At 68.6% G+C, this 18,501-nt stretch carries 11 protein-coding genes; all 11 read left to right on the top strand.

Going from position 1 to position 18,501, the window contains the following annotated elements:
• Window positions 1-166: 166 nt before the first annotated feature.
• The 11 genes from AMK58_RS23190 (at window position 167) to AMK58_RS23140 (ending at window position 18,397) form a co-directional block, all read left to right on the top strand.
• Window positions 167-1,825, top strand: coding sequence for an AMP-binding protein (locus tag AMK58_RS23190; protein WP_035679353.1), 1,659 nt, complete (start codon window positions 167-169; stop codon window positions 1,823-1,825).
• Window positions 1,826-2,239: 414 nt separating this feature from the next.
• Complete coding sequence (locus AMK58_RS23185) at window positions 2,240-3,790, top strand: ABC transporter substrate-binding protein (RefSeq protein ID WP_236778346.1); 1,551 nt, start codon at window positions 2,240-2,242, stop codon at window positions 3,788-3,790.
• 16 nt (window positions 3,791-3,806) lie between these two features.
• Entirely contained in the window at window positions 3,807-7,448 is a 3,642-nt protein-coding gene (locus AMK58_RS23180; RefSeq protein WP_059399510.1) for a hybrid sensor histidine kinase/response regulator, read from the top strand.
• A 30-nt stretch (window positions 7,449-7,478) separates the two neighbouring features.
• The gene (locus AMK58_RS23175) at window positions 7,479-7,898 is read left to right on the top strand and encodes a response regulator (RefSeq protein WP_035682094.1); all 420 of its coding nucleotides are present in this window, start codon (window positions 7,479-7,481) and stop codon (window positions 7,896-7,898) included.
• 291 nt (window positions 7,899-8,189) lie between these two features.
• Window positions 8,190-8,495, top strand: a complete 306-nt coding sequence (locus AMK58_RS23170; protein ID WP_236778345.1) for a hypothetical protein — start codon at window positions 8,190-8,192, stop codon at window positions 8,493-8,495.
• A gap of 3 nt (window positions 8,496-8,498) precedes the next feature.
• A complete protein-coding gene (locus tag AMK58_RS23165; protein ID WP_035682097.1) occupies window positions 8,499-8,816 on the top strand; it encodes a hypothetical protein in 318 nt (105 codons plus the stop codon).
• A gap of 43 nt (window positions 8,817-8,859) precedes the next feature.
• On the top strand, window positions 8,860-10,485 hold the full coding sequence (locus AMK58_RS23160) for a PepSY-associated TM helix domain-containing protein (RefSeq protein WP_035682101.1): 1,626 nt from the start codon (window positions 8,860-8,862) through the stop codon (window positions 10,483-10,485).
• 217 nt (window positions 10,486-10,702) lie between these two features.
• Window positions 10,703-12,625 (top strand): TonB-dependent receptor domain-containing protein, encoded by a 1,923-nt coding sequence (locus tag AMK58_RS23155; RefSeq protein WP_059399509.1) that lies wholly within the window; start codon window positions 10,703-10,705, stop codon window positions 12,623-12,625.
• Between the two features lie 106 nt (window positions 12,626-12,731).
• Window positions 12,732-13,994, top strand: a complete 1,263-nt coding sequence (gene entS, locus AMK58_RS23150) for an enterobactin transporter EntS (protein ID WP_035682107.1) — start codon at window positions 12,732-12,734, stop codon at window positions 13,992-13,994.
• Window positions 13,991-15,076, top strand: coding sequence for an efflux RND transporter periplasmic adaptor subunit (locus AMK58_RS23145; RefSeq protein WP_079285780.1), 1,086 nt, complete (start codon window positions 13,991-13,993; stop codon window positions 15,074-15,076). Before entS ends, AMK58_RS23145 begins: the two co-directional genes overlap by 4 nt.
• A 171-nt stretch (window positions 15,077-15,247) precedes the next feature.
• On the top strand, window positions 15,248-18,397 hold the full coding sequence (locus AMK58_RS23140) for an efflux RND transporter permease subunit (protein WP_035679361.1): 3,150 nt from the start codon (window positions 15,248-15,250) through the stop codon (window positions 18,395-18,397).
• The last annotated feature ends 104 nt before the right edge of the window (window positions 18,398-18,501 follow it).

Raw genomic sequence — 18,501 nt, 5'->3', positions numbered from 1 at the left:
GTTCGCCGGACTGTTTGAGTGGCGAACTGGTCCATATTGTGGACCGTCCTTTGTGCAACGCCTGAACTATAGCCTGTGATGCGCACGGTTTTCAACACGGACATTCCGTGTATGCATGTTTTTTGGAGCGACATCCGGCCCGAAGGTCCATAATATGGACCCCATCATGACCCGGCCCGATTCCGACACCGAAACCGCCCCCGCCGGAGCGTCCGGCGGCACGCAAAGCCTGGAGCGCGCGCTGGCCCTGCTGCGCGCCGTCGCCTCGCACGGGGCCGACGGCGCGCGCTTGGCCGACTTGATGAGCGACACCGCCCTGTCCAAGGCGACCGCGCACCGGCTGCTGACCGCGCTGGCGCGGGAGCGCTTCATCGACCAAGACCCGCGCAGCCGCCGCTACCATCTGGGGCCGGAACTGGATTCGCTGGGCCGCATCGCCGCCGCCCGCCACCGCCCCGAAGGTGCAAATGACGTTCCGGCGCCCGGCCCGGCCACCGTTCAGCCCACCGCCTTCCTCCGCCCGGATTACCAAGGTGAGGCGATTCCGCTGGCCGACCTGCTGTGCGACCGTCATGCCCGCGCCGACGGCGCCCGCGCCGCCCTGCTGCACGAGAGCGTGGCCGGGCAAACGACGGAGCTGAGCTTCGCCCGGCTGGCCCGCGATTCGGCGCGATTCGCCACGGTGTTGCGCGGCCTCGGCGTCGTGCGCGGCGACCGGGTGGCGGTGCTGCTGCCCAAGGGGGCGGAGCTGCTCATTGCCGCGCTGGCGATCTGGCGGTTGGGCGGGGTCTACATGCCGCTGTTCACCACCTACTCCGCTGCCGCGGTCGCCTACCGGCTGGCCGACAGCGAGGCGCGGGCGATCGTCACCACCGGTTTCCTGCGCCGCAAGATTCCGCGCGACAACAGCCGCCCCGTGGTGATGGTGGAGGGAGATGAAGCCTTCGGCCCCGGCGCCGACGCGGTGCCCTTCTGGTCGGCGCTTCACGAATCGGCCCCCTTGCCCGACATCGCCCGCTACGCCGACCGCGACGCCTTCGCGCTGATGTACACCTCCGAGGCGGAGCCGAAGCCGCTCGGCGTCTCGCTGCCCGTCATGGCGCTGGCGGGAATCGAACAGTACATGCGCATCGGCCTCGACCTTCGCGACGACGACATCTATTGGAACATGGCCGATCCCGGCTGGGCCTACGGCGCCTATTACGGGCTGGTCGGGCCGCTGCTGCTCGGGCGCACCACGATCTTCTGCGACGGCCCGTACGACGTGCGGCAGGGCTACCGCATGCTGACGAAGTTCGGCGTCACCAACCTGACCTGCGCGCCGTCCCAGATCCGCGCCTGGCACAGCGCCGATCCGGAAGGTGGGCCGCACAAGCTGGCGCTGCGCATCCTGTCGGTGGTCGGCGAGCCGCTGCCGCCGGAGCTGATCGGCTGGGCCAACCGGGTGGTCAGCGTCCCCCTGCTCGACCAGTACGGGCAGCGTGAGACCGGCATCTTCATGATGAACCGCTACGACCCCGGCCACGCCGACCGCACCGCCGATTCCTCGCTGGGGCGGCCCCTGCCCGGCTTCCGCGTGGTCATCCTCGACCCGCAGGGACGCGAGGCGCCGGTCGGCGGTGCGGGCGAGATTGCCATCGACGTGGAGTCCTCGCCGCTCTTCTGGTTCGACGCCTACGCCAACGACCCGGGACGCACCGCCGCCCGTTTCCGCCACGGCCGCCGCTATTACCTGACCGGCGACTGGGCGTTCCTGGACGGCGACGGCAACATCCACTTCCGCGGCCGGGCGTCCGACGCCATCGTCATGCAGCAGGCGGATTGAGACGCCAACCGGCGGCCAAGCGTGCCGAAGTCGATGCAAACTGCACCTTGCGGTTCGATTTCGGCACGGGCGACGACCAATTAGGGCAAGACCGTCTCTCGCAAGGGCGCCCGACCACCGTCAACCACCGGTGGATTCTGCTGTAACTCCGATCTAAGCGCCGAAGCGGTCGTCATTGAAAATTTCGATGAAGAAGCATTGTTTCCCCGAAGAAACTTAAAGATTGTCTTATGAAACATATCATCAATTGAAAGTATGCGTTCTTTGGCTTTAATCTCCGCAAGCCGACCGGGGGCTCGGGCAGATGATTGGTTGAAGGAGTGCGGTGCAGTGAAGCCAGGTTTGTTGAAAAGTGGGGCCGCCCGCTTGGGCGGGGCACTCCTGATCGCGGCGTCTGCTCTGGCGGGAGGCGGAGTGTTGCAGAAGGCCGAGGCGGCATCGACGCTGGTCTTCTGTTCGGAGGGCAACCCGGACAATCTGGCCCCGGCGCTGGCCCGCACCAACACCAGCTTCGACGCGATCCTGCACGCTTACGACACGCTGGTGCGATTCGATGCGGAGTCGAAGAGCATCGTGCCCGCGCTGGCGGAATCCTGGACCATCTCGCCGGACGGCACCGTTTACACCTTCAAGCTGCGGCCCGGCGTGCGCTTCCACGACACGCCCGGCTACACGCCGACACGCACGCTGACCTCCACCGACGTGCTGTTCAGCTTCTTCCGGCAATGGCACAAGGACCACCCGTACCATTCGGTCGGAAACGGGGCCTATAACTATTTCAACGACCTCTCCATGGGCTCGATCCTGAAGTCGATCGAGGCGGTGGACGACCTGACGGTGCGCTTCACCCTCAACCGGCCGCAGGCGCCCTTCCTGGCCAACCTGTCGATGGTCTTCGCCGCCATCACCTCGGCGGAGTACGCCGACACCATGGTCAAGCGCGGCACGCCGGAGCTGTTCGATCTGGAGCCGGTGGGGACCGGCGCGTTCCAGCTTCTTTCCTATCAGAAGGACAATCTGCTCCAGTACAAGGCGTTCGAGGGGCACTGGGCGGGGCGCCCGCCGCTGGACAACCTGGTCTTCGCCATCACCCCCAACGCCACGGTCCGGTTGAACCGGCTGCAGGCCGGCGAATGCCATGTCATGCCTTATCCCAACCTGACCGACCTGCCGAAGATCCGGAACAGCCCGTCGCTGACCCTGCTGCGGCAGGAGGGCTACAACGTCGCCTTCCTCACCTTCAACGTGGAACGGAAGCCGCTGGACGACGTGCGGGTGCGCCGGGCGATCAGCATGGCCATCGACAAGGAAACGCTGGTGGACGCGCTCTACGGCGACACCGGCCGCACGGCAAAGAATCCGTTGCCGCCGACGAGCTGGGGCTACAACGACGCCATCAACGACATTCCTTACGACCCCAAAGGGGCGAGCCAGCTCCTGGCCGAGGCCGGCTACGCCAACGGCTTCGAGATCGAGTTGTGGCACATGCCGGTGGCCCGGCCCTACATGCCCGCCGGCAAGCGGGCGGCGGAAATGATGGCCAACGATCTGGCCCAGGTCGGAGTCAAGGCGACCCTGGTGACCGACGACTGGTCGGTCTACATGAAGCGGCTGATGAACGGCGACCACCAGCTGGGCATGATCGGCTGGACCGGCGACAACAGCGACCCGGACAATTTCCTCTACACGCTGCTGAGCTGCGAGGGAGCCCGCAAGGGCGGCGGCAACATGGGCAAATGGTGCGACCGTTCCTTCGACGACATCATCATCGAGGCCAAGCAGACCACCGACGTCGCCAAGCGCACCGCCCTCTACCACCGGGCGCAGGAGATCTTCAAGGATCAGGCGCCGTGGCTGCCGCTGGCCCATTCCATGGTGTTCATGGTGCTGCGCGAAGAGGTGACGGGCTATCGGATGAATCCCTTCGGCCTGCACCTGTTCCACCGCGTCGATCTCGCCCAGTGAGCGGCGGCGCGAGGTGATGATCCGCACCAACATCGCACAGCGGATCGCCGCGGTCGGCGGCATGCCGGTGCTGGTGGCGGCGGCCATCGCCATCGTCGCATGGTTCCTGCTGCAGCAATCCGATCGCGCCAACGGCTCGGTGGTCACCGCCGGCACGATCTACCGCGAACTGCTGGGAGCGGAGGCGGCGCGCTCCGACTATCTGAACACGGCGGCCAACCGGCGTGCGGCGCAGGCCGTCCGTTTCGACGCCCACACCGGCGAGGCGCGCCGCCAGCTGGACGCTCTGGCCGACGCCACCAAAGACGATGCGCTGGAGAGCGCCGTCAGCGAGACGCGGCGGATTCTGGACCGCTACACCACGCAGATGCGGGAACTGAAGGCGGTCACGGAGCAGAACGACGCCCTGATCGGCGCCATGGCCCAGCAGGCGGCCCGGTTGATCGACATCACCGACGCCGCCCGCCAGCGTCAGAACCTCGCCAACCTCGGTTATGCCGAGACGGTGGCGGACTCCGACCGCCGCCTGAGCCTGCACCGCGATGTGCTGGACAACGCCCGCAGCATCTACGCCGCGCTGGCCGGTCTGTGGCGGCACGAGGCGGCACGGCTGTCCCAAGAACACGGTCAAAATCAAGGCGGCGGCGCCACACCCGGCAACGCTGGCTCGCACGATACCGGCGTTCTGATGCTGCGCCTGAGCAACAGCGCGGAAGCGCTGGAGGACGCGCTGGAACGTGCCGCCGCCGCGGAAGGACGCGGGGGCCGCGGGCAGAAGCGCATCATCGCGGCCGTCTCGCAGGTTTCCAGCGCGTTGATGGACGGCGGCGACATCCGGGACGGTGCGCAGGAACTGGAAAAGCGCATCGACCAGATCCTGAACATCTACGGCACCGCCTACGCCGCCACGCTGAACGAGGTCACCGAACTCACCGCCCACGCCGTGTCGGCCAACGAGACCGAACAGCAGGCGCAGGGGGTGACCATCGCCGTGCTGAAGCTGGCGCACAGCACCGCCGACGCGGTGAGTCACCGGGACATCGGCGCGACCATCGCGCTGATCGCGGACGGCGTGGCGGTGGAGGAGCAGATCGAGCGGATTGCGCTGCCTCCGCTGGTCCGCGGCGGCATGATGTCCGCCGTGGCCGGCTGGCGGGAAAGCCTGGACAAGGTGCGCGATGGGCTGAGCATCCAGGACTTGGTGATCGCCCAAATGGACGCGGATGCAAAGGAGATGGCGTCGGGTGCCAGCGCGCTGAACGACATCTTCCGCAGCAACGCCGAAACCATCGGAGCCTTCCTGCGGTCCGCCCTTGTGCTGGGCGCAACCACCGGCCTGCTGCTGGCGATCGCCGGGGCCTTCTACGCCGCGCGCTCGATCACCCGCCCGCTGGACCGCCTGCAAAGGCAGATGGTCCATCTGGCCGGAAACCCGCTGACCGGCGCCATCGTGGACACCGGACGCCGGGACGAGGTCGGGGCCATGGCCCGCTCGGTGCAGCATTTCGTCACCGAGATCGCCCAGCGGGAAACCGCCCTGCACGAGGCCAAGAACCAAGCGGAGGAGGCGACGCGGGCCAAGTCCTCCTTCCTGGCGGTGATGAGCCACGAGATCCGCACGCCGATGAACGGCGTGACGGCGATGGCCGAGATGCTGGATCAGACCGATCTGACCGAGGAGCAGCACGGCATGCTGGGCGTCATCCGGTCGTCGGCCCAGGCGCTTCTCATCATCATCAACGACATCCTCGACTTCTCCAAGATCGAGGCCGGGAAGATGGAGATCGAATCCCTCCCCTTCTCCCCCCTGGAGGTGGTCGAGGAGTCGGCGGAGCTGGTGGCCGGGCGCATCGAGGAAAAAGGGCTTCAGCTGTCCGTCGATGTCGGGCCGGGCGTTCCCGACCGGCTGACCGGCGATCCGACGCGCGTGCGCCAGATCCTCATCAACCTGATGGGCAACGCCGTCAAGTTCACCGAGAAGGGCAGCGTCGCCGTGACGGTCAGCGCCGAGCCGCGGTCCGATACGGATGGCGGGATGATGCTGCGCTTTGCCGTGACCGACAGCGGGATCGGCCTCACCGAGGAGCAGCGGGCCAAGCTGTTCCAGCCCTTCCAGCAAGCCGACAGCTCGACCTCGCGCCGCTTCGGCGGCACCGGGCTGGGGCTGACGATCTGCCACAAGCTGTGCACCATGATGGGGGGTGGCATCGGGGTGGACTCGGTGTTCGGCGAGGGCTCGACCTTCTGGTTCGAGCTGCCCTTCGCGGTGGCCGCCCCGTCCGCCGACTGCCCGCGGCCCCGGACGCCGGCGGCCCCGGCGGTGGCGGTGGACGACGCCCGCGTTGTGGCCATCGGCTTCGACGGCGCCGGCCGCCAAGCGCTGCAGGGTATTCTGGCCGCCGCCGGCATCGTTCCGCTGGGCTGGTACGACCTGACCGGCGGGCTTGAGGCGGTAACCGACACCGAGGCCGGTCCGGGGCGGTTGGTGGTGCTGGTCAATGGTGGGACCCAATCCGAAGCCGCCATCGCCTGCTGCCGCGCCATCGTGCAGTCCCCCGCCTTCGCCGACGGCCCCGTGCCCGCGGTCATCCTGGCCGTGCCGCGGGCGCTGGCCTCCACCATGTCGGAAGCCGACCGCATCGGGCTGCTGTGCGCCGTCAATCTGCCTTTGCGGCGGCGGCGGGTCTGGCTGGCCATCGCGGCGGCGCTGGGCCGGGCCAGTCTGGAGCGGCGGACGGAGCCGCGGGAGCATGACGCAACCGGCTGGGAACCGCCGCCCATCGAGACCGCCATCGCGGCTGGGGCGCTGATCCTGGTGGCTGAGGACAACCCGATCAACCAGACGGTGATCCGCCGCATGCTGAACAAGCGTGGCTACGCCATCGAAATGGCCGACAACGGCGCCCGCGCGCTGGAGATGCTGGAGCCGGGCCGCCATGGCCTGCTGCTGACCGACTTCCACATGCCGGAGATGGACGGGTTCGGCCTGACCCACGCGATTCGCGCCCGCGAGCGGGAGCTGGCGGAGGCGTTGGGCGCCGGTGCCGTGACCCGGCTGCCCATTGTCGCGCTGACCGCCGACGCCCTGCCGGGCACGCAGCAGCGCTGCCTGGAGGCGGGGATGGACGGCTATCTGACGAAGCCCATCGAATCCCGGCTGCTGGCCGAAACGCTGGACCGCTTCCTGCCGCAGGCCCGCTCGCTGCGCCTGCCGGCCCGCCGGACGCCCGCCAAGCCGGAACCGGCGGCCGTGGCCGAAGCGCTCCCCGCGCCGAGCTGGGCGGACGCCGACATCGACCCGCAGATTTTCGACCTCGGCCAGCTGAGCCAGAATTTCGGCCGCGACGACCCGGACGCCATGGTCTTCCTCGGCGATTTCCTGGGCATGGCGCCGGGGCTGATCCGGGCCGCCGTGACGGCGCTGGAGGCCGGGGCCGCCGGCCCGGCCCGCGACGCGGTCCACACGCTGAAGGGGGCGGCCCTGTCGATCGGGGCGGCCCGGCTGGGCCGGCTGGCCGCCGACACCCAGGACCTGCTGGACGCCGGGGACGCGGAGACCGCCGCGCTTCTCGCCGGCATGCTGGACGCCACCCTGGACGAGCTGATCACCGCGACCGCCGCGATGCGGGCGTCGCACAGTCCCGCACCGACGTCTTGAAACCGATGTCTTGAACAAGGGCAGCCCATTATGGCGGTAGATTACTCGAAGCTGAGCATCCTGATCGTCGAGGACGACAACTTCACCCGCGGCTTGATCCGCAAGGTGCTGAAGGAGATCGGCGTCCGCTCGATCTCGGAATCCTCCAACGGCAAGGATGGGCTGATGGAGGTGGTGCGCACACGCCCGGACATCGTCTTCTGCGACATCCACATGGCGCCGATGAACGGGAAGCAGTTCCTGCAAGGCGTACGAGGGATCAAGGTGAAGGATGTGGACAAGACCCCGGTGATCTTCCTGACCGGCGACTCCGACCTCAGCACCGTGCGCTTCGCCAAGGAGCACAACGTCAACGGCTATCTGGTGAAGCCGATCAGCCTCGCCAAGCTGCGCGACAGCATCGACGCGGTGGTATCCAACAATGTTGGAATGACGCAATGGCTGACCTGAAATCAACCTGAGACTGCCATTGCAAACGCCCAGAAGCCAGCGTCGGCGTTCTGCCGTACCTTCAATGGGCGGGTGAGAAACGCTTCGGTTTGAGCGATGCCACGCGGCGGCCCGTCCACCCGCGCTCCACGGCCATGGGCAAAACCAGCTTCCAAGGCTTCTTGAAAGAACGCGGAGCAAGCGCCGGTCCCCGCCGTGGCTGTGATGCTTAATGCAAATAGGAATCACTTGCAATTTCAATTCCTGATTGGCAAAACATGGCCTTTCTCCACCAAATCGGATTGGCGCGCCATGACTGGAACCGCATCGATGGCAGAAGCCGCCTTCCACGGGCTGGCCTTGGCCGCGACCTCGGTCGGAATCGCAGGATTCTACCTTTCGGCACCGCGCCAGCAATGGCTGACCCGGCCGCTGGCCGGCCGCCGCAGCCGCATGATCGGGACGCTCGCTCTGCTGGAAGGGTGGCTGCTGTGGTCGGTGGTGATGCATCCGGTGACCGCGCTGTTCACCAGCCTTACCGTCGCGATGCTGCTCCTCACCATCCTGCCCTTCGCCGCCGCCGCCCGCGGAGCCATGCTCGCGCGCCGGGAGGGTTGAGCGATGGCCGACGCATCCTCCGCCCGCAACACGCAGGCTCCGATCCGTCCTGACTGGTGGAGCAAGAGTCTGGCCGGGGTGGTCCTGGGATTCTCGCTGGCCATCGCCCTGTCGGGACTGTTCGCCTGGATCGGCCCCGGCGGACCGGCCGCCGTGAACAAGCTGCAATTCATCATGTGGCTCGTCGTTCCGGTCTGGCTGGGGGTGGCCAGCGCCTGCTTCCTGTTCCGCAGCGGGCGTCAGGCCTGGCTGTGGCTGGGCTGCGCCAACATCCTGGCCCACACGGCGCTGCTCGCCGCGCGCAGCCCGCTGCTGCACTGACCCTTCGCCCACCCGTCCCGCCCTCACAGCCGCGAGCCGAGCCATGGCCATCCGCACCGACGTTGTGCGCCTCTACCGTCAGGTCCACACCTGGACCGGCATCCTGACCGGGTTGATCCTGTTCGTCTGCTTCTATGCCGGCGCCCTGACCATGTTCAAGGAACCGCTGGAACGCTGGATCACGCCGCCAGTGGCGGTGACGCCGGCGACGCTCGACCGGGCGGAGGATCTGGTCGCCGCCACGCGCGCCCTGCGGCCGGAGGTGCGGGACTTCACACTGGCGGTCGAGCCGGCCCTGGCCGGAGAGGCGCCGCTGCGCCTGACCTGGACGGAGGAACGCTTCGACCCCGCCCCCTGGGCCGCCACCCTGGCGCCGGACGGATCGGTGGCGGTGGAACAGCTCAACCCGTCCGGCATCGGGCTGCTGGTGGATTTCCTGCACCGCACCGTGGGCATTCCGGGCGATCTCGACATCGGCACGACGGTGACCGGCATCGCCAGCGCGCTCTACGTCGTGGCCCTGGTGTCCGGCGTGATCATTCTGCTGCCGTCGCTGGTCAAGGATTTCCTGATCCTGCGCGTCACCCGCAACGTGAAGCGGATGTGGCTGGACGCCCACAACGTGCTGGGGCTGATCAGCCTGCCCTTCCACCTCGTCATTGCCCTGTCGGCGGTGGTGTTCGGGCTGCACGACCACATCTACGACACGCTGGACCGCGTGGTCTATGGCGGGCAGATGCGCGCCGTGGCGGCGGCCAGCAGCCCCTTCCGCACCGTGTCGAAGGACATGGGTCCGGCGGCCATGCTGCCGCCCAGGGAGTTCCTGACGCGCGTCCACAGCCTCGCCCCCGGCTTCCAGCCGGTCAGCCTGGAGTATCACGACGCCGGCACCGGGGCCGCCACCGTGCGCGTCTGGGGACACGATCCGCGCTACCTCGTGCGGCGGGAGGGCTTCGTCCTGATGGGGGCGGTGGACGGCCGGATCATCGACACCGAATACATGCCGGGCCATCAGAATGGATGGTCGGCCACCGTCTCCGCCTTCTTCGCGCTGCATTTCGGGAGCTTCGGCGGCGGCATCGTGCGCTGGTCCTATTTCCTGCTCGGGCTGGCCGGGGCGGCGCTGTTCTACACCGGCAACCTGCTGTGGATCGAGTCGCGGCGGCGGACGGAGCGGCAAGCGAAAGGCCCGGTCGAGCAGAGCGCCACCACCCGCCTGCTGGCCGCTGGGACGGTCGGAGTCTGCCTGGGCTGCGTGGCCGGTTTGTCGCTGACGATCGCCGCCGGGAAATGGCTGAGCGGGCTGGTGGACGACCTGCACGCCTGGCATTGGGGCATCTACTACGTGGCTTTTCTGGGAGCCTGCGCCTGGGCGTTCCTGCGCGGGGCGGCCCGCGCCGGGGTGGAGCTTCTGTGGGCCAGCGCGGCGGCCACCGCCGCCATCCCGGCGACCTCGCTGCTCGGTCTCGTCATGCCGGGTCTTTGGGTGTCGGATGGGCTGATCGGAGTCGATCTGGTGGCATCGGCCGGCGCCCTGGCTTTCACCGCCATGGCCCGCAGCGCGGAGCGGCGCGCCCTCAGCGGTCCGCGGGACAGCGTCTGGGCCGCCACGGGCGAGCGCCCGAAGCCAGAGATGGGCATCCAGCCGCTGGCCCACCCGGCGGAGTGATCGAGAGCACCCGAAAAACAACCGAACCGAGTCATATCCCTTGCGGCCATAGGGGATATGCACTAACAATCCAATCCCGTTATTGCGAATGACTCGCATTAGCAGACACAGATACGCCTAATCAGGGGATATGAGAATGACCATTCGCACATCGGGGGCGTGTGCAAAGGAAGGGGCGGCAGCGGGCCGCCCGGTGGCGGCAGGGAAATCCGCAACCATGATGGGTGCGGCTCTGGCGGCGGCGCTGGCGGGGGGAACGCCGGCGCTGGCCCAGCAGGCCGCCGCGCAAGGGTCGCCTGCCGCCGTCCAGACGCTGGGGCCGGTGACGGTGACGGCGACCGGCACCGCACAAAGCACGCTGACCGCTCCCGCCTTCACCACCGTCATCACGTCGGAGGATCTGAAGAGGGAGGGCGTGGCCTCCTCCGGCCTGCCGGAAGTCCTGGGCCGCTCGGTGGGCGTGAACGACCGCACCGACGCCACCGGCCGCGACGAGGTGGTGATCCGCGGCATGGGCCAGAACTACTCGCTGGTGCTGGTGAACGGGCGCCGGGTGTCCACCTCCGACGCGCTGTGGCGCGGCGGCGACTTCGACTACCACTCGATCCCGATGTCGGCCATCGAGCGGGTGGAGGTCGTGCGCGGCCCGATGTCATCGCTCTACGGCTCCGACGCCATCGGCGGCGTGGTCAACATCATCACCAAGAAGCCGACCGACAAGTGGTCGGGCGAGATCAACGGCGACTACCGCGTCGTCGAGCCGGGCCGCGGCGGCACCCAGTACCGCACCGGCCTCTATGCCGCCGGCCCGATCGTGGACAAGGTGTCGGCCTCGGTCGCCGCTGAGTATTTCAACCGGCAGGCCTGGTACGACGACTCCCGCTACAACGGCGTCGTTCCGGTTCTGGAAAAGAAGAACCTGGCGAACCTGCTGACCACACTGGCCTTCGACGTGACGGAGAACCAGACGCTGGAGGCCAATTACGGCCTGAACCGCGACAACCGGCCACGCGGCTATTACGACCGCTGGCTCTCCTCCCAGAAGCAGGAGATCGTCCGCAACACCTTCGGCGCCGCCCACCGCGGCAACTGGGGCTGGGGCGACACGCTGGTGGAGGCCAACTACGAGGACGGCCGCATCGACGACTACAACTCCTCCTTCAACGCGCCGCAGCAGCGGCACCTGAAGGAGAAGAACCTCTTCCTGCACGGTCGCTCCAACTTCCAGCTCGGCTTCAACCGGCTGACCGCGGGTGCGGAATACCGCAAGCAGACGGTTGAGGACCCCAACACCTTCCTGCAGTCCGGCAAGTCGGAGATCGGGCAGAAGGCCGTCTATCTGCAGGACCAGATCGGGCTGATCGACGGGCTGAGCCTGACGGTCGGCACCCGCTACGACCACCACGAGATCTTCGGCGGCAACTTCACCAGCCGCGCCAACGTCGTCTACGCGCTGACCGACGGGCTGTCGCTCAAGGCCGGCGTCAGCCAGGGCTACAAGGCGCCGGACGCCTACCAGCTCAGCCGCGAATACCGGGTCGTGAGCTGTGGCGGCCGCTGCTTCCTGTCGGGCAACCCGGACCTCGAACCGGAGACCAGCACCAACTACGAGATCGGCCTGGAAACCCGTCATGACCGCTGGGACGGCAGCGTCGTGCTGTTCCACAACAAGGTCAAGGACATGATCCAGGCGGTCTACGATCCGGTGGCCGTCGCCCGCAATTGGAGCAACATCAACAACGTCGACATCTCGGGCGTCGAGGTGACCGGCTCCGTCAGTCTGACGCCGAAGCTGCTGCTGTCGGGCAATTACACCTACCTCTACACCGAGCAGAGCAACGGCGCGGAGCTGGACTACCGTCCGCGCCACAAGGTCAACGCCTCCCTGACCTGGCAGGCGCTGGACAATTTCAGCACGTCGGTGTCGACCAGCTACACCGGCCCGCAGCTCCAGGGTACCAGCAAGATGCCCGGCTACACCCTGCTGAACTGGGGCGTCAGCGCCGACGTCACCGAGGCGCTGACCGTCGGCGCCGGCGTCAAGAACATCACCGACGTCATCCTCAGCGAAAAGAACGTCAATTTCACGTCGGTGGAGGTGGGGCGCAACTATTACGTCTCCGCCAACTACCGCTTCTGATCCGCCGCCGCCCGTCCCCGGCCTGCTCCGGGGGCGGGCGCGCCCGCTGTCTGAAAGCCGCCCTTGCTCCCGTTGCCGCGGGCGCCGGTGCCGGAAAGGCCCGCCCATGACCCTGTCGAACCTTTTCGTCGATCTCAGCCTTCTGAGAACCAACCCCGATTTCCGCCGCGTGCTGATCGCCCGGACGATTTCGCTGATGGCGCTCGGCCTGCTGTCGGTGGCGGTGCCGCTCCAGGTCTACGCCCTCACCGGGTCGAGCCTTCAGGTCGGGATGGCCGCCGCCTGCGACGGCGTCGGCATGTTCCTGGGCCTGCTGCTGGGCGGCGTGCTGGCCGACCGGATGGACCGCCGCCGCCTGATCCTGGTCGCCCGCAGCCTCTGCGGCCTGGGCTTCCTCGGGCTGGCCGCCAACGCGGCGCTGCCCTCCCCGTCCCTTCCGGCGATCTACGCCCTGTCCTTCTGGGACGGCTTCTTCGGAGCCATCGGTGTCAACGCGCTGATGGCGGCGATGCCGCATCTCGTCGGGCGCGCCAATCTGGTGCAAGCCCGCGCGCTGGGCATGCTGTCGATGCGCGTCGCCACCATCCTGTCGCCGGCGCTGGGCGGCCTGCTGATCGCCGGGCTGGGCGTCGGCTGGGTTTATCTGCTGACGGCGCTGGGCACCGGGCTGACCGTTCTGACGCTGCTCGGCCTGCCCCGGATGATGCCGCAGGGCGAGGCCGGGGAGAATCCGTTGCGCGCCATGGCGCAGGCCTTCGCCTTCCTCGCCGGCCACAAGGTGATCTTGAGCGTGGCCGCGCTCGGTTGCCTGACCACGGTCGTCACCTCCATCCGAATCCTCTTCCCGGCTCTGGTCGATGAGGCGTTCGGCGGCGGCGCCTTCGAGACCGGGCTGATGTACAGCGCCGTTCCCATCGGGGCGACGCTGGGCGCCGCGCTCAGCGGCTGGGGTGCGCGACTGGAGCGGCCGGGTCTGGCGATGGGCGGCGCCTGCATGGGCGCCTTCGCCTGTGTCGCCGTGATCGGGGCCGCCGGAAGCCTTCCCAATGGCTTCTATGTGGCGCTGCCCGTGCTGGTGCTGTTCGGCTACGCCACCTCCATTGCCTCGCTTCTGGAATACAGCATGGTCCAGGGCCACACGCCCGACCGGCTGCTGGGCCGCGTCAACAGCCTGTGGACCGCGCAGGACGTGTTCGGCGACAGCGCCGGCACCATCGGCATGGGCCTGCTGGCGACGCTGCTGAGCCCCGCCGTGGGAATCCTGGCGCTGGGCCTGGGCGCCTTGGCGCTCGCCGCCGCCGTGACCGCCACCGCCACCACGATGCGCGGAGCGCCGATGAGCGATCCTGCCTTGGAGGGAAACGGATGATGACCCGCGCCATGCCGATCCTGCTGGCCGCGGCCCTGCTCGCCGCGGCGCTTCCGGCCGCCGCCCAGACGCGGGTGAAGGTGACGGCGGTGGTCGCCGCCCCCGTCCGCCAGACGCTGCACCTCCCCGGCACACTGGTGTCGCCGCAGAGCAGCGCCCTCTCCGCCCAGGTCGAGGGCCGGGTGGACGCCCTGCTGGTCGAGGCCGGCGACCGGGTGGACGCCGGGCAACCCTTGCTGCGGCTGGACGACACCATTGCCCGGCTGGAGCTGGAGCGGCTGGAGCATTCCCTGGCCGAGGCCGAACACCTCCAGCGCGACGCCCTGCGGCTGGCCCGCGAAGCGGAGGCGCTGGCCGGCGTGCAGAGCGTCTCGCAATCCCGCTTCCGCACGCAGCTCGCCCAGGCCGCCATTGAGGAGGCCAAGGTTCGTCAGCTCCGCGCCGCCGTCGCCATCCAGCGGGAGCAGGTGGCGCGTCACGGGCTGACCGCGCCCTTCGCCGGGGTGGTCACCGAACGGCGCACCGGGCGCGGGGAGTGGGTGGGGTCCGGCGGCTCGGTGCTTCAGCTCACCGTCACCGACCCGCTGCGCGTCGTCGTCGATGTGCCGGAGCGCCAGCACGGGCGCATCGAGGCCGGCACGCCGGTCACCGTTCTGGTCGCCGACGCGGCGGAGGGGGCCGGCATCGCCGCGGCGGTCGAGCGGGTGGTGCCCGCCGCCGATCCGGTCAGCCGCAGCTTCCGCGTCCACATCGCGCTTCCCAACCCCGAGGGGCGGCTGATGCCCGGCATGTCGGCGCGCGTCGGCGTCGCGCTTGGCCCGGCGCCGGGAACGGCGGAGATCGCGCTCCAGGTCCCGGTGGACGCGGTGCAGCGCCATCCCGACGGCAGCGCCCGCGTCTGGGTGGTGCAGCGCGGCGGCGACGGGGCGGTCGCTCGCCCGGTGGCGGTGCGCACGGGCCGCCATTCCGGCGACCACGTAGAGGTCCTCAGCCCCGAGCTTCGTCCCGACGATCTGGTGGTCGTCCAGGGCAACGAGGGCCTACGCCCCGAACAGCCGGTCGTCCCGGACATGGTGGGGTGAAGGTCCGAAGTGCGTGTTGATGAACCCTCTCCCCTCCGGGGAGAGGGTGGCCCGGAGGGCCGGTGAGGGGGTTGCGCTTTTGCCGGACGTTCCAAAACGCGCAACCCCCTCACCCTAACCCTCTCCCCGGAGGGGAGAGGGAAAACCGCAAATTTCCTTTCCGGAGTCACGATGACCCGCCTGATCCTGCGCAACCCGCTGGCCGCTTTGGTGTCGGTCCTGATCCTGTGCCTGCTGGGCGCGGTGTCGGTCTTCCGCATTCCGGTGCAGATGATCCCCGACATCAGCCCGCGCCGGATCATGGTGGACACCAATTGGCCCGGCGCCACCCCGCAGGACGTCGAGCAGGAAATCCTGATCGAGCAGGAGAAATACCTGCGCGCGATCCCCGGCCTCGTCCGCCTGTCCTCCAGCGCCGAGTTCGGCGGCGGTCAGGTGGAGCTGGAGTTCCCCTCCGGCACTTCCGTCGACGAGGCGCTGATCCACATCGACAACGCGCTGTCGCAGGTCACCGACTATCCGGAAACGGTCGACCGCCCGCGCATTGTCGCCGAATCCGCGACGGCCGAGCCCTTCCTGTTCTTCGGCGTCGAGCGGCTGGACGGTGCCACCGACGCGGACTCCATCCAACGCGAGACCAACTGGATCGAGAACGTCCTGCGCCCGCGGCTGGAGCGTGTGGCCGGCGTGGCGAAGGCCGAGGTGATCGGCGGGGCCGCGCAGGAAATCCACATCCGGCTCGACCCGCTGAAACTCTCCGCCCGCAACCTGAATGTGGGGACGGTGCGCGACGCCGTGCGGGCGCGCAACCGCGACGTCTCCGGCGGCGACCGCGACTTCGGCAAGCGCCGCTATTTCCTGCGCACCATCGGGCGCTTCGCCGACCTGGAGGATCTGGCCGACCTGATCGTCGCGCGCGAGAACGGAACGGCCATCCGCCTGCGCGACGTCGGCTCGGTGACCATGGCGACCCAGGAGGCGCGCAGCGTCGCCTTCGCCGACGGACGCCCCACCCTGCTCGTCACCATCGGCAAGCGGGCCGGCGCCAACGTCATCGCCGTCAAGGACGCCGTCACCGGGGCGGTGGAGGAGTTGAACCGCCACGCCCTGAAGGAGCGCGGGCTGACCATGCGGCTGCTGTCGGAGGACGTGCGCTACATGGAGCGGTCCATCGACAATGTGCTGAGCAACCTGATCGCCGGCAGCGTCCTGGCCGCGGTGGTGCTCCTGCTGTTCCTGCGCTCCATCCCGGCGACCGCGGCGGCGGCGGCGAGCATGCCGGTCTGCACGCTGGCGACCCTGCTGGTTCTGGCCGCCGCCGGGCGCAGCATCAACGTGATCTCGCTGTCCGGCGTCGCCTTCGCCATCGGCATGACGCTGGACAACAGCGTGGTCGCGCTGGACGCCATCGCCCGCCACCTGCGCATGGGCAAGTCGAAGGCCGCCGCGACCGAGGACGGCATCGCCGAAGTGTGGCCGGCAATCCTGTCCTCCACCCTCACCACCGTCCTGGTCTTCCTGCCGGTGCTGTTCATCACGGCGGAGGCCGGGCAGCTCTATTCCGACATCGCCATCGCCATCACCGGCGCCGTCATCATGTCGATGGTCGCCGCCCTGATCCTGGTCCCCGTGGTCGCCGGGCGCTGGTCGGTGGCGTCCCCGGCAGCAAAGGCGCCAAAGGAAGGCGCGTTGGGCGCCGCGGTGCGCTGGATGTTGCGCAGCGCCCGGCGGGAGCTGGCGATCCTCGCCGTCTCCGCCGCGGCCATGGCGGCCGTCATGCTCACCATGGTGCCGCCCGCCGAATATCTGCCGGAGGGCGAGGAGGCCACCGTCTTCAGCTTCATGGCGGCTCCGCCCGGCTACAACATGGAGTCGATGCTGGAGGTCTGGCGCCAGATCGACCCGCTGCTGAGCCGTCAGGTGGGCGCCGTGGACACCGACGCCGAGACCGGCATTCCGCCGCTGCGCGTCAATCTGAGCTTCATCCGGCCCGGCTTCATCCGTTTCGTGACGGAGCCGATGAACCCCGCTGACACCGACGCGCTGATCGCCAACGTCACCAAGCGGATGCGGGCGATTCCCGGCATGCGCGGCTTCGCCGCGCGCGGGTCGATCTTCTCCGGCAACAGCGGCGGCGCCCGCGCCATCCGGCTGGAGCTGAGCGGCGGCGACCTGACCACGCTCTACGCCACGGCGCTGACGGTGCTCGACCGCGCGGGCGACCTGTTCCCCGACGGGCAGGTCAACAGCGATCCCTCCCCGCCCACGCTAGCCATGTCGCAGCCCTTCCTGGAGCTGCACCCGAATTGGGAGCGCGCCGCCGAGATGGGCATTGGGCTGGCCGAGTTGGGCTACACGCTGCGCGCCTATTCCGACGGCGCCTTCGCCGACGAGTATCTGCTGAACGACGAGACGCTGGACATCTATCTGCGGGTGGCTGGGGGCCTGGGCCACGACCGCCAAGGCTTCGCCGATCTGGTCCTCCACACCGGCCGCGGCGCCCCTGTGCCGCTGTCCAGCCTCGCCGAACTGCGGGAAACCGTGGGCTCCTCCAGCATCGCGCGGATCGACGGGTTCCGGACCGTCACCCTGACCATCATCCCGCCACGGTCGGTGGCGCTGGAATCCGGCATCGCCGCGGTGCGGACCGATCTGGTGGACCGGCTGCGCGCCGAGGGCGTGATTCCCGACGGGATGAGCACCCGCATCACCGGGGCCGGCGGATCGCTGGACGAGTTGCGCTCCGCCCTGACCGGCGGGTTCCTGCTGGCGCTCGCCATCACCTATCTGGTTCTGGTCGCCGTCTTCTCGCACTGGGGCTATCCGCTGATCATCATGGCGGTGGTACCCGCGGGGATCGGCGGCGGGCTGGTCGGGCTGTGGCTCTACAACCTCGTCGCCGGCCTGCCCGGAGGCTTCGGCCCGCCGCAGCCCTTCGACGTGCTGACCATGATGGGCTTCCTGGTGCTGGTCGGGACGGTGGTGAACAACCCCATCCTGATCGTCGAACAGGCCGCCGTGAACCGCCGGACGCACGGCATGTCCGGGGCGGAGGCCATCGCCGACGCCTTGCAGAGCCGGATGCGCCCCATCCTGATCACCACGGTGACGACCATCGCCGGCCTGATCCCGATGGTGGCGGTGTCCAGCGCCGGGACGGAGCTGTACCGCGGGCTGGGGCTGGTCGTGCTGTGCGGATTGTTGATCTCCAGCCTGGTGACGGTGACGGTCCTGCCCGTGGTGCTGTCGCTGGTCTTCCGCCTGTCCGACCGGCTGGGCGCTTCGGCGCACGACCGGAGGGTGGCCGAAGCGGGCGACTAATTCCGAGAGCGAAAAATCCCGCGTCGGTTGCAGAAAGCGCTTGCATGGAGTTGGACATATCCCTATATTGCGAATGAGAATCATTCGCATTTATATGTATGCGG

The organism is Azospirillum brasilense, assembly GCF_001315015.1.
GTDB lineage: Bacteria > Pseudomonadota > Alphaproteobacteria > Azospirillales > Azospirillaceae > Azospirillum > Azospirillum brasilense.
The sequence above is the reverse complement of the archived record's forward strand: the minus strand, read 5'-3'. Positions and strand labels throughout refer to the sequence as shown.